At 63.8% G+C, this 13,051-nt stretch carries 9 protein-coding genes; 6 read left to right on the forward strand and 3 right to left on the reverse strand.

Annotated features, from left to right (window positions below):
* Nucleotides 1–130: 130 nt before the first annotated feature.
* The gene (locus BLU17_RS30635) at nucleotides 131–418 is read right to left on the reverse strand and encodes a hypothetical protein (protein WP_092006027.1); all 288 of its coding nucleotides are present in this window, start codon (nucleotides 416–418) and stop codon (nucleotides 131–133) included.
* Between the two features lie 305 nt (nucleotides 419–723).
* On the reverse strand, nucleotides 724–1,614 hold the full coding sequence (gene gcvA / locus BLU17_RS30640; protein ID WP_092006030.1) for a transcriptional regulator GcvA: 891 nt from the start codon (nucleotides 1,612–1,614) through the stop codon (nucleotides 724–726).
* Nucleotides 1,615–1,736: 122 nt separating this feature from the next.
* Here gcvA and BLU17_RS30645 point away from each other — a divergent pair, with 122 nt between their 5' ends.
* Entirely contained in the window at nucleotides 1,737–2,579 is an 843-nt protein-coding gene (locus tag BLU17_RS30645; RefSeq protein WP_092006033.1) for a DMT family transporter, read from the forward strand.
* Nucleotides 2,580–2,642: 63 nt separating this feature from the next.
* Nucleotides 2,643–3,404: a glucose 1-dehydrogenase gene (locus BLU17_RS30650; protein WP_092006036.1), complete on the forward strand. Its 762-nt coding sequence runs from the start codon at nucleotides 2,643–2,645 to the stop codon at nucleotides 3,402–3,404.
* A gap of 570 nt (nucleotides 3,405–3,974) precedes the next feature.
* On the opposite strand, the gene BLU17_RS30660 is transcribed toward BLU17_RS30650, so the two are convergent.
* Nucleotides 3,975–4,391: a hypothetical protein gene (locus BLU17_RS30660; RefSeq protein ID WP_143189385.1), complete on the reverse strand. Its 417-nt coding sequence runs from the start codon at nucleotides 4,389–4,391 to the stop codon at nucleotides 3,975–3,977.
* 1,148 nt (nucleotides 4,392–5,539) lie between these two features.
* Between BLU17_RS30660 and BLU17_RS30665 the strand changes: the two genes are divergently transcribed.
* From BLU17_RS30665 to BLU17_RS30680, 4 genes are read left to right on the forward strand one after another with little or no spacing between them, the layout of a single operon-like run.
* Entirely contained in the window at nucleotides 5,540–7,855 is a 2,316-nt protein-coding gene (locus BLU17_RS30665) for an Orn/Lys/Arg family decarboxylase (RefSeq protein ID WP_092006102.1), read from the forward strand.
* Between the two features lie 32 nt (nucleotides 7,856–7,887).
* Nucleotides 7,888–9,390 carry a basic amino acid/polyamine antiporter gene (locus BLU17_RS30670; RefSeq protein WP_092006042.1) on the forward strand — a complete coding sequence of 501 codons (1,503 nt, stop codon included), beginning with the start codon at nucleotides 7,888–7,890 and terminating at the stop codon, nucleotides 9,388–9,390.
* A 38-nt stretch (nucleotides 9,391–9,428) separates the two neighbouring features.
* Nucleotides 9,429–11,780: an Orn/Lys/Arg family decarboxylase gene (locus BLU17_RS30675; RefSeq protein ID WP_092006045.1), complete on the forward strand. Its 2,352-nt coding sequence runs from the start codon at nucleotides 9,429–9,431 to the stop codon at nucleotides 11,778–11,780.
* A 40-nt stretch (nucleotides 11,781–11,820) separates the two neighbouring features.
* Nucleotides 11,821–13,044: an arginine deiminase gene (locus BLU17_RS30680; protein WP_092006048.1), complete on the forward strand. Its 1,224-nt coding sequence runs from the start codon at nucleotides 11,821–11,823 to the stop codon at nucleotides 13,042–13,044.
* The last annotated feature ends 7 nt before the right edge of the window (nucleotides 13,045–13,051 follow it).

Genomic DNA, 13,051 nt, shown 5'->3' on the forward strand with positions numbered 1-13,051 from the left:
TGGTCAATGTGGCGGCGCCGACATCAGTACCGCGCCCAGCAGTGTCATTACCGACGACGCGGTGGCGTGCCTCCGCCATATCTACGGCTGTAGTACTAAAGCGGTCAGTTCGACTGGCGCGCGTTCCGCGCTAGTCGACGCTATCCACGCGGACGTCGTCCGAACAGCACAGCAGATCGTCCAGCCCGATGACGGCGCTGAGCCGGTTCGAGAGCAGATCGATGGCGGCCCGGCTATCCGAACCCACCCGCAGCCAGGCGTGGCAGTGAAAGCCGCGCCTCGTGATCCGCAACGACATCAGCTCGACACCGGTTCGTCGCGCGCAACCGGTAACGCGTTCGAGAGATGCATAGGCATCCTCATTGTCGCTCGTGAATGTCACCTGCAACTGGTGACGGAAGCGGTCGTTCTCGGGCATGGTGATCTCGGGAATGCGCGTCAGGCAGCATGTGTTTCCCGCAGTTTATCCGGCATCCGGTCTGGCTCGTGGCCCGCGCTCGGCGTGAAGTTCACATTGCAACATTCTTTGGTAATTCCTGGCCAAACCGGGCCGGCGTCATGCGGGTCCGACGATGAAACGCTGCCCCGAATGCCCGGCAAGCGGACCGTACGTACCGTCCGACGGACGGTTCAGATGTCGTACGTGGGGCAAGCGGTTTAGCTGGACTTCGGTGTGGGATTCCGTGCGCCTGAGCGGCGGCCGACTCGAGTTGCCCTCTGCGCTCATGAAGACATTCCCTCTCGCTCGAGCCATGAACGGAACAGCACGACCCGTTCATCGTCGACCTTCTCGTCCGGAACGTAAGTGCAATAGCTGCGCGATGGCAGCCGGGGACTGGCGAATGGCGCGACAAGCCGACCAGCGGCGAGATCGTCCGCTACCAGCGCAGTCGGCCCCATTGCGATGCCGATTCCGTCGATGGCGGCCTGCAAGGTCAGATAGAAGTGATCGAACGTTAAAGTCGCAGCCGGCCGCAGGTTGGGAATCCGTGCGCTCGCCAGCCAGTCAGGCCAAAGCCGCGGAAGGCTCGAAGTATGCAGCAACGTGTGTTGTCGCAAGTCCCCTGGCTCTCGAAGCGGCACCCGTTTCAAAAGATCAGGACTACAAACCGGAAGCCTGTCCTCGGACAGGAAAGGCCGCATCGAGTAGCCGTAGAACGTGTCCGGACCGCCCCGGATGACGACGTCATGATCTTCTTTCAGACTTTCCAGCGGCCCGTTTGACGTCTCTACCTTGACTTCGAAGTCGGGATGCCCGGCGCGGAATTTCGCCAGTCTCGGCACCAGCCAGCGCAACGTGAATGTCGCGGGCGCGCTGACGGACAGCGTCCGGGAGACTGCTTCGATCACACCGTATCTGGCGGTTGCCTGCGAAATCTTCTCGAACAGGGGACCGATTTCCTCGAGCCACGCCTTCGCTGCCGGAGTCAGCGTCACCTGGCGGTTGCGCCGTTCGAACAACGGTGCGCCAAGCCACGCCTCGAGCAGGCGCACCTGCTGGCTTACCGCACCGGGCGTCACGTGCAGTTCCGCGGCGGCTTCCTTGAAGCTGCCGAGCCGACCTGCGGCCTCGAAGGCCCGCAAGGCATTGAGCGGGGGCAAGACCAGTTTCATTCGAGAGAGTTTTACTAATGCGATTCCCGAATTTATCTGGTTTGCTGGTCCACAACAAGATAGATATTCTTCCTGTTGCAACGTTGACGAAATCTTCTGACTCGTGTCTTGCCTGCAACCCAATGCCCAGTTATACCGGCGGTATCGTACTCTTTGCTGCCGTGCTTCACGCGAGCTGGAACGCGATGCTGCACGGCAACCGCGACCGGTTCTTGTCCATCACGTGGATGAACATTGCCATCGCGGTGGTGGCCACGGTCGTCGCGCTGTCCACGCCCTTGCCAGCTAGCGCCTCGTGGCCCTGCATCGCCGCATCGGGGCTGGTGCATATCGTCTACAACCTGAGCCTCGTGCGCGCGTACCGCCGCAATGACCTGGCGCTCGCGTATCCGATCGCGCGAGGCTCATCGCCGCTGCTAGTCACGCTCGGCGCAGTGCTCTTCGCGCATGAAGCGATCGGGGCCTTGCACGCTCTCGGGATCGTGATGATATCGGGCGGCATTCTCGCGATCGCGCTGCAAGGGCGGCATGTCTCGCGCGCGGGTGCGCTGGCCGCGCTGACGACCGGCGCGACGATTGCGCTTTATACGGTGATCGACGGCATCGGCGTGAGGTTGTCCGACGGTCGGCCGCTCAGCTATACCGCGTGGATGTTCCTGTCCTCCTGGGCGATGCCGATGCTGTTCGCCGTGCGGCGCGGGCCCGCGCCCCTATGGACGCCGGTACGTGCCGAGCCCTTGTCGATCGTCGCTTCGCTGGCCGGCGGCCTGGTGTCGATCGTGGCGTACGGCATCGTGATCTGGGCGCTGCAATTGGGCGCGATGGGCGCGGTGTCGGCGTTGCGCGAGACCAGCGTGGTGTTCGCGGTGCTGATCGGGCGGGTGTTTCTAAGGGAATCGGTCAGTGGCGCGCGCTGGCTGGCCTGCATGGTCGTTGCGGCCGGAGCGGTTTGTCTGGGGCTTTGACATGGGGCGAACGACACGAACGAAACCACATTGTTATCCAGCCATCACATGGAGGTTCGCTAAATGGACACCGTCTCCCAGTCCCCCCTCATTCTGATAACCGGGGGAGGTCGCGGCGTAGGCGCCGCGACTGCGCGCCTTGCCGCTGCGCAAGGCTACGACGTAGCGATGAGTTTCGTCTCCAACGAATCTGCCGCCCTCGCGGTGGCGGCGGATATAAAGGCCTCCGGGCGCCGGGCTTTAGCCATGCGCGCGGATAGCGCCGATCCAGAGCAGGTCAGCCAGCTATTCGAGGCGATCGACCGTGAGTTCGGCCGGATCGACGTACTGGTGAATAACGCTGCGATCATTGCGCAGCAGTCGCGGCTGGAGGATCTCGAATTCGAGCGGATGCAGCGTATCTTCGCGGTCAACTCGATCGGACCGATGCTCTGCGCACAGCAAGCGGCGAAGCGGATGTCATGGCGTCGTAAAGGGCGAGGCGGCTCCGTGATCAACATCTCATCGGCATCGGCACGACTTGGCAGTCCGAATGAATATGTCGACTACGCTGCGTCGAAGGGCGCCGTAGAGACATTCACGACCGGCTTCGCGAAGGAAGTCGCCCGGGATGGAATACGCGTCAATTGCATTCGCCCCGGGCACATCTACACGGAAATGCACGCCAGCGGCGGGGAGCCGGGACGGGTGGATCGTGTCAAGGACTCGATCCCCATGGGAAGAGGCGGTCAGCCTGAAGAGGTTGCGCGGGCGATACTGTGGCTCGCAAGTGCAGAGGCTTCCTTTATTACCGGCGCGTTCCTCGATGTCACCGGCGGCAAGTGAGCAACAGGGTGCGGTCATGATGGCGGTGCTCCGCGGGGATGAGAACATGACTCACCGCCGAATGGTCGAAAGCACGGCATTTTCGCAGGTGTTGCATGCCGGACAGGTGGTCATTCCTGGCCGAATGTTGCCCGAGTCAGCGGTCCGGGACCGACCGACGCTGCGTGAAAGCGTATTGGTCGCCTGGACTGAATCGACGTATTCAGGACGGGCGATTCATGAAGCAGTTCGTTGAGCGTGGTGAACGCAAACAGGTAACGCTACTGCCCAGAATGTCTGGACGATTTCGTTGCTGGGGGCAACCCGGTCAGGATCGTCGAGGCCTTTGTCGAAGAGATCGAGCTGGAAATACACGGCTTCGTCGGTGTTATACCGTGAACAGCGGGCCGCCCGTTCTACCATCTGGCTGTGTGCTACTGAAGATATGCATCGACGGATACTTGAACCGAAGTTAATCGAGCCAGCCGCGTATGGAACACGAATGTCAACGCAATTTCGAGCTGAGCTGGCTGGTGCCCGTCTGGCGCCGGGCTTCAAGATTATTTCCACATTCCCCCGGACCATGGCGGACTAGTACTGACGCTTCTTGAACCATGCATCGGCGGAAGGCAGAAAGAGCAGAACGGTCGCCACTGCGTTAGATAAATATACGATGCCAGGATTAAAGTCGTTTCCAGCAATAACGTCCCATACAATAAGTAGTAGTCCGGCCAATGTTGATAGCGCTTGTGTATTTCTGGCCCAGTTTTTTTGGTAGACCATTGCAAGCATCAACGTGGCATTAAGGACAAGCCAGAAGGCCAAGGTTGCAATGGCCTCCCGCTGTACCTGAGACGCATAGAGGCCTTCGCGAGCGTCTTCTAAAAGAGAGACTAAAAAGAACATCTGCCTGAGCCAGACAAGTGCAAACAGCAAGGTCGCTATTTTGACTGGTTGTGGCGCTTCTGGATGCAGAAGTGGAATAGAGCCTTTTTCTTTTACGCTCATTTTATTGCGACTCCATCGTTCGAATGCAGTAAAGCAGAGTCTGCCACAGACAATTGCCAAGTTCTTTCATCGTTTTGGCTCCGGCGCGAGCTATTCGCGCTCCCGAGTCATACCGGCAACCGACAGCATGAACTATCCCGGTCCCCTGGGAAGTATTGCTAACACTAGCGGACAGAAATGCCTGAGCGACAAGCGACCAGCGCATGCATGACTGGTGCCCCGCAGCCTGACGAGCGATAGGCCGCTTACGACTATCGAAGCTGGGTCGGCCATATTGAGGATATCGGATCCTTCGTTTGCAGCGCAAGCCGAAGCGCCATGCAGAGCGATCTCATATCGAGCGGCCACAGGTTGAGCGCACGAGAAAACACTCGAGGAAATGCAATGGCTCGATCAGATTCCAGACACTGCACGACTGAGCGGCGTCACGATTGAACGTTTGCGACGCACAAATTCTGAATGGAATCCACTCATTTCCTGACAAAAACGCCGCCACGTTTTCGTCCGGAGATGAATGCCACCAGACCGCTCAGCAGCAAGTCACGCGTCCGCGAGCCTGAAGCACCCTGGCGAAATTCCACCGCGCCCGCCGCAGGTTTCCCAGATCTCCCGCATTGCCGCATCGTTCTCGCCACGGCATCACGCCTTGCAGGCTTCGCCATCTTTCCCCCCGCGGAGCCCCTGTCTATACCGTTGACCTGGATCAACTGGATACCGACCGGTCGGTATCTACTATCGCCATTGACAAGAAAACAAGCGAGCGGTGCCGGCAGACCCCCAACGCGGCCACATCAGCGAATGCAAAGCGAGATGACAAGCGATTCAGAGCGCATCGGCCGACGTCGGCTGTCGCGCGACATCCGCGTCAAGCAGATCCTCGATGCAGCGTTGGGCCCCTTGTCGGCGCAGGGTTTCAGCCGCTCGCGCATCGACCACATCGTCGCGCGTGCCGGCCTGTCAAAACGCGGCGTCCGGCTGGGTCATTTTCGTCAGGGCATCGTAAAACGCTCGCCGAGGCTACCGCTTCCCCGTCGATGCAGGCCGTCCGCCGGCCTTCCGCCACCGTCGGCGCCCGTTCCCGCGGCACCGCGACTGCCCACCAAAAAGGAGTCTCAAGCGTGATCCGCACCATTACCGACCGCTTTCAAATGCGCGCGCTTCTCGTGAGCGACGAACTCGCCGACGACACGTCGGTCGGGCGCGCCGCCCGCACGCTGGCCGAGGACTTGACCGGGCGCGGCATCGACGTGATCCGCTCGCATTCCGCCGACGACGCCCGCGCCGTGATCGGCGCCGATGCCTCGATCCAGTGCGTGCTGCTCGACTGGGATCTGCATGACGATCCCGAACATGCCGGCGCGATGACCGTGCTCAACGAGACGCGCTCGCGTCACGCGGCGCTGCCGGTCTTCCTGCTGGCCAATCGCCACGCGGCTTCGGCGGTGCCGGCCGAGGCGATGGGGCAGGCCGACGACTTCATCTGGCTCCTCGAAGACTCGCCCGACTTCATCGGCGGGCGCATCGTCGCCGCGATCCGGCGCTACCGCGAGCATGTGCTGCCGCCGATGTTCCGCGCGCTCGTCGAATTCTCGCAGGTCTACGAATATTCGTGGCACACGCCCGGCCATACGGGCGGCACCGCGTTCCTGAAGTCGCCGGTCGGCCGCGCGTTCTTCAGCTTCTTCGGCGAGGAGCTGTTCCGCTCCGACCTGTCGATCTCGGTCGGCGAGCTGGGCTCGCTGCTCGACCACTCGGGGCCGATCGGCGAGGGTGAGCGCTACGCCGCGCGCGTGTTCGGCGCGCATCGCACGTACTACGTGACGAACGGATCGTCCACGTCGAACCGCGTGATCCTGATGGCGAGCGTCACGCGCGACCAGATCGCGCTGTGCGACCGCAACTGCCACAAGTCGGTCGAGCACGCGATGACGCTCTCCGGGGCGATCCCGACCTATCTGCTGCCCACGCGCAACCGCTACGGCATCATCGGCCCGATTCCGCCGTCGCGGCTCGCGCAACCGGCCATCGAGGCCGCCATCGCCGCTAATCCGCTCGTGCGCGACGGCATTGACCGAACGCCCGTTCACGCGATCGTCACGAACTCGACCTATGACGGTTTGTGCTACGACGTCGCGCGTGTGGAGGCGTTGCTCGGCCAAAGCGTGGACCGGCTGCATTTCGACGAGGCATGGTACGGCTACGCGCGCTTCAATCCGCTGTACGAGCGCCGCTTCGCGATGCACGGCGAACCGAAGGATCACGACGCGTCGCGACCGACGGTGTTCTCCACGCAGTCCACGCACAAGCTACTCGCCGCGCTTTCGCAGGCCTCGATGATCCACGTGCGCGACGGCCGCCGGCCGATCGCGCACGCGCGCTTTAACGAAGCGTTCATGATGCACGCGTCGACTTCGCCGCAATACGCGATCATCGCGTCGAACGACGTGAGCGCCGCGATGATGGACGGCCCCGGCGGGCGCGCGCTGACGACCGAATCGATCCGCGAGGCGATCGCGTTCCGCCAGATGATGTCGCGGCTGCATGCGGAATTCGCCGCGCGCGGCGAATGGTTCTTCAGCGCCTGGCAGCCCGAAACGATTGCCGATCCGGCGGCGGGGCCAGTGCCGTTCCACCTCGCCGACGCCGAGCGCCTCGCGACCGATCCGTCGTGCTGGACGCTGAACCCCGGCGATGCATGGCATGGATTCGACGATCTGGAGGACGGCTTTTGCATGCTCGACCCGATCAAGGTGTCGATCGTCACGCCGGGCGTCGACGAGGCTGGCGCGCTCGAAGCGAAGGGCGGCATTCCTGCCTGCATCGTCACGAGCTATCTGGACGAGCGCGGCATCGTCGTCGAAAAGACCACTGATTTCACCATCCTGTTCCTGTTCTCGATGGGCGTGACGAAGGGCAAGTGGGGCACGCTCGCGAACGCGCTGCTCGACTTCCGCCGCGACTACGACGGCAACGCGCCGCTCGAACAGGTATTGCCCTCGCTCGTGCGCGCGCATCCGGCGCGGTATGCCGGCCTCGGGCTCAAGGACCTTGCCGATTCGATGTTCGAGACGATGCGCTCGCTGCGTTCGACGGACCGGCTTGCGCACGCGTTTTCAGTGCTGCCCGTACCGGACCTGAGCCCGGTAGGGGCATACGAGACGCTGGTGAAGGGCGATATCGAAACGGTCACGCTCGAGCAACTGGCCGGACGCACCGTCGCGACCGGCGTCGTGCCTTATCCGCCCGGCATCCCGCTTCTGATGCCCGGCGAAAACGCGGGCGCCGCCGAGGGGCCGGTGCTCGCTTATCTGAAAGCGCTGGAAACATTCGATCGCGCCTTCCCCGGCTTCACGCACGACATTCACGGCGTCGAGGTGGAGGACGGTTCGTATCGGGTGAATGTTGTCGCCCCGGCAGAAAAGACGCTTGCCAATAGCCCGCGATCGTCGCGGTCAGACGCCTGACGTCATCGATAAAAATCTTTCGGAGAACTGAAATGAGTCAACCTATTGTCGACAAGCCGTCCGCCACGAGCGGTCCGCAGCCGTCGAAGCCGCAGGCTGCCGGCGGCGGTCCGGATACCCGCAAGCTAGGCCTGCTGCTGCTGAGCGGTATCGTCGTCGGCTCGATGATCGGCGGCGGCGCGTTCAATCTGCCGCAGAACATGGCCGCGGGCGCCGGGCTTGGCGCCATCGCGATCGCGTGGGTCATCACGCTCATCGGCATGTTCTTCCTGTCGAACTCGTTCCGCACGCTCGCGGACCAGCGCCCGGACCTGACCGCCGGCATCTATTCGTATGCACGCGAAGGGTTCGGCAAGTTCGCGGGCTTCGAGATGGCCTGGGGTTACTGGCTCAGTTCCGCGTTCGGCAATGTCGCGTTCGCCGTGCTCATCATGCAGACGCTCGGCTACTTCTTCCCGTTGCTCGACGGCAAGAACTGGCAGTCGATCGTCGGCGGTTCGCTGCTGATCTGGGCGATGCACTTCATGGTGCTCTCCGGCGTGAAGCGTACCGCGATCCTCAACACGATGGCGAGCGTCGTCAACATCGTCACGCTCTCGATTGCGATCGTCGTGATCGCGCTGTTCTTCCAGAAAGCGCACTTCTCGTTCGACGTGTGGGGCCAGCAGCAGCACCTTGGCAGCACGCTCGGGCAGATCAAGAGCACGATGCTCGTCACGTTGTGGGTGTTCATCGGCATCGAAGGCGCCGTGGTCGTCTCCGACCGCGCGCGCGACCAGCACCAGGTCGGCACCGCCACGTTCATCGGCCTCGCGGTCTGCACGACGCTGTACTTCCTGCTTTCCGCGCTGCCGTTCGGCGTGATGTCGCAGCATGATCTCGCCGGTTTGCAGAATCCATCTTCGGCATACGTGCTGGAGCACCTCGTCGGACACTGGGGCGCGATCTTCGTCGTCATCGCGCTGCTGTTCTCGGTGCTGAGCTGCTGGCTCGCCTGGACGGTGCTCGTCGCCGAGCTGCCCTATGCGGCCGCCAAGGACAACATCTTTCCGCGCGTGCTGTCGCACGAGAACGAGCACCATGCGGCCGCGCCGTCGCTGTGGCTCTCCAGCGCGGTGATGCAGGCCATGATGTTCGTCGTGCTGTTCGCGCACGACGCGTGGATGTGGCTCATCAGCGTCGCCGGCGTGATGATCCTGCCGCCGTATCTCGCGAGCGCCGGTTTCCTGTGGAAGTGCGCCACGCAAAAGGACTTTCAGGAGCATGGCGGCGAGGGCAAGCGCGCGTCGCTGTGGACGGGCATTCTGGGCACCGTGTATTCGGCCTGGCTGCTTTACGCGGCCGGTCCGACCTACCTGCTGATGTCGACGATCTTCTTCGTGGTCGGTATCCCGGTGTACTGGTATGCCCAGCGCGAGAAGGACCCGCAGGCCGCCATCTTCACCGGGCGGGAACGCATGGCTGCCATCGTGCTGCTCGCCGTCGCCGTGATTGCGCTCGTGCTGTTCGCGAAGGGCGTCGTGTCGGTCGGCTGACCGGTGAACCTGCTCTACGTTACCTTTGGGGGCACCTCATGTCATACGATCGATTGTTTGAATTCCTGTTTTGCTGCGCGGTACCGCAGCCGCAGACGTTCCCGTCGTCGCGGCTTGGCCGCATCGTGGACGAGCTGGGCCGGCTCGGCTACGGCGTCACGCTGATGTCCACCATCGACGACGCCAGTTTGGCCGTGCGCGGCGACGCCGCCATTGGCTGCATCGTCGTCGAATGGTCGCTGACCGAGTCCGAAAACGAAGTCGAGGCGTTCGTGCAGTTCGTACGCGAGCGCGGGCTCGACGCGCCGGTGTTCGTGCTGGCGGAGCGCCACCGTTTGGAGGAGATACCGGTTGGCGTGCTGAGTCAGGTGACCGGCTATGTGTTCGTCGAGGAAGACACGCCCGAGTTCGTCGCGCGCAATCTCGCGAGCCACCTGCGCACGTACGCGCAATCGCTGAAGACACCGTTCTTCGGCGCCATGGTCGACTACGCGGACGAGGCGAACCAGATGTGGACCTGCCCCGGCCACAACGGCGGCGTGTTCTATCAGAAGAGCCCCGTAGGCCGCGCGTTCGTCAAGCATCTGGGCGAAGCGGTGTTCCGCAACGACCTCGACAATTCCGTGGTCGATCTCGGCGACCTGCTCGTGCACGAAGGCCCGGCGCTTGCCGCGCAGAAGGCGGCGGCGCGCATCTTCGGCGCGGAGCGGACCTACTTCGTGCTGAACGGCACCTCCACGTCGAACAAGATCGCGCTGACCGCGCTCGTCGCGCCCGGCGACCTCGTGCTGTTCGACCGCAACAACCACAAGGCCGCGCATCATGGCGCGCTGCTGCTCGGCGGCGGCATTCCGGTCTATCTTCCGACCACGCGCAACGTGCACGGCCTCATCGGGCCGATCGACTTCGCCGCGCTCGACGAGACGAGCATCCGCGAGAGCATCCGGCGCAATCCGCTCGTCGAGGACCCGGACGCGTGGCGCCGCGAGCGGCCGTTTCGCGTCGCGGTGGTCGAGCAGTGCACGTACGACGGCACGATCTACAGCGCGCAAATGCTCCTCGAAAAGCTCGGACCGCTCTGCGAGTACATCCTGTTCGACGAGGCGTGGGCCGGCTTCATGAAATTCCACCCGCTTTTCGAGGGCCGTTTCGCGATGGGCGTCGAGGGGCTCGACGCCAGCGCGCCGGGCATCATCGCGACGCAGTCCACGCACAAGCAACTAGCCGGCTTCTCGCAGGCGTCGCAGATTCACGTGAAGGATTCGCACCTCGACGGTCAGCGCCGCCAGGTGAGCCACCGGCGCTTCAACGAGATGTTCATGCAGCACTCGTCGACGTCGCCGTTCTATCCGCTCTTCGCGTCGCTCGACGTCGGCGCGCAAATGATGCGCGGACGTTCGGGCCAGGTGCTGTGGGACGACACGATCCGGCTCGGCATCGAAATGCGCAAGAAGCTGCGTGCTTTGCGGCGCGAGTATGAGGCCACGGAGACGGATCCGGCGCGCCGCTGGTTCTTCGACCCGTTCGTGCCCGACCTCGTGCCGGCGGCCGAGGGCGCAGCGGGCGAACCGCGTCACTGGGAAGACGTCTCGACCGACGAACTCGCGTCGGACCCACGCTACTGGGCGCTCGAGCCCGACGCGCGCTGGCACGGCTTCGGCGCGCTCGCGCCGGGCTATGCGATGACGGACCCGAACAAGCTGACGCTGCTCACGCCGGGCTTCGACCGCGCGACGGGCCGCTACGCCGGGCATGGCATTCCGGCTTCGGTGCTCGCGCAGTTCCTGCGCGAGGCGCGCATCGTGCCGGAAAAGAACGATCTGAACAGCATCCTGTTCCTGCTGACGCCGGGGCTCGAATCGTCGAAGGCGGGTACGCTGCTGTCGGCGCTCGTGCGCTTCAAGCAACTGCACGACGACAACGCGCCGCTCGAAGAGGCGATTCCGGCCTTCGTCGCCGCGCATCGCGAACGCTATGCAGGCCTTGGCCTGCGCGATCTGTGCGCGCAGATGCACGCGTTCTATCGCGAGCAGGACGTGAGCCGTCTGCAGCGCGAGCAGTTCAGCGCCGAGCATTTCCCGCAGCCCGCGCTGTCGCCGCAGGACGCGATGCATGCGCTCGTGCGCAACGACGTGGAGCTGCTGCCGGTCGAGCAGATCGCGGGCCGCATCGCGGCCACGCTCGCGCTCGTCTATCCGCCGGGCATCGGCGTGGTCGTGCCGGGCGAGCGCTACGACGAGCACGCGAAGCCGATGCTCGACTACTTCCGGATGTTCGAGGAAGCCGGCAACCGGTTTCCGGGTTTCGAAAACGAAATCCAGGGCATCTACCGCAAGACCGGAAGCGACGGCCGCACGCGGCTCTATACCTACGTCGTGACCGCGCCTTAACCGCTTCGAAACCGCTTCGAAACTCAGGAAAAAAACGATCATGACTCTGGGCGTTCATTCCGAAGCCGGCAAGCTGCGCACCGTGATGGTGTGCGCGCCGGGCCTCGCTCACCGCCGGCTCACGCCGGCCAACTGCGGCACGCTGCTGTTCGACGACGTGATCTGGGTCGACAGGGCGATCGAAGACCATCAGACCTTCGTGCGCGTGCTGCGCGAACGCAACGTGGAAGTGCTGGAATTCCAGCATCTGCTGGCCGAGGTCTGCCTCGACACCACCGCGCGCGACTGGATACTCGATCGCCGCATCACCGAAGAGGAAGTGGGTACCGGCATGCTGCGCGAGCTGCGCCTGTGGCTCGAGTCGATGCCGGCGCAACAGCTCGCCGAGGTGCTGATCGGCGGCGTCGCGAAATCGGAGCTGCCGTTCGACGCGCGCGGGCTCTTCGGCGGCTATCTGGAGCGGTCGGACTTCGTGATCCCGCCGCTCGTGAACCTGATCTTCCAGCGCGACCCGAGTGCGTGGGTCTACGGCGGCGTTACGCTGCATCCGATGTTCTGGCCCGCGCGCCGCAAGGAGACGCTGCTGCTCGCGGCCGTCTATGCGTTCCATCCGCGCTTCGCGGGCAAGGTCCGCACGTGGTGGGGCAGCCCCGACGTCGATCACGGCGCGCAGACGCTCGAAGGCGGCGACGTGATGGCGATCGGCAACGGCGTGGTGCTGATCGGCATGGGCGAACGCTCGAGCCCGCAGGCCATCACGCAGGTCGCGCGCGCGCTCTTCGCCGGCAACGGCGCGAAGCGCGTGATCGCGTGCCAGTTTCCGAAGTCGCGCGCGTCGATGCATCTCGACACCGTGTTCTCGTTTCTCGACGTGGACTTCGTCAGCATCTATCCGGACGTGGCCGACGAAATCCGCTGCACGAGCCTCTATCCCGGCGACGAACTCGGCCAGATCCGCTACGAGCGCCACGACGGCAAGTTCCTCGAAGTGGTGGCGAGCGCGCTCGGCGTCGGCTCGCTGCGCGTGCTGACGACGGGCGGCGACCGTTACGAGAGCGAGCGCGAGCAATGGGACGACGGCAACAACGTGCTCGCGCTGGACCGCCGCGTCGTGCTCGCCTACGACCGCAACACCTACACGAACCGCAAGATGCGCCAGGCCGGCGTCGAGGTGATCGAGCTGCCGGGCGGCGAGCTTGGCCGCGGGCGCGGCGGCAGCCATTGTCTGAGCTGCCCGGTCGCGCGCGATCCGGTCGCGCTTTGAGCACGCT

Origin of the sequence: Paraburkholderia lycopersici, assembly GCF_900096975.1 — a bacterium.
Taxonomy (GTDB): domain Bacteria; phylum Pseudomonadota; class Gammaproteobacteria; order Burkholderiales; family Burkholderiaceae; genus Paraburkholderia; species Paraburkholderia lycopersici.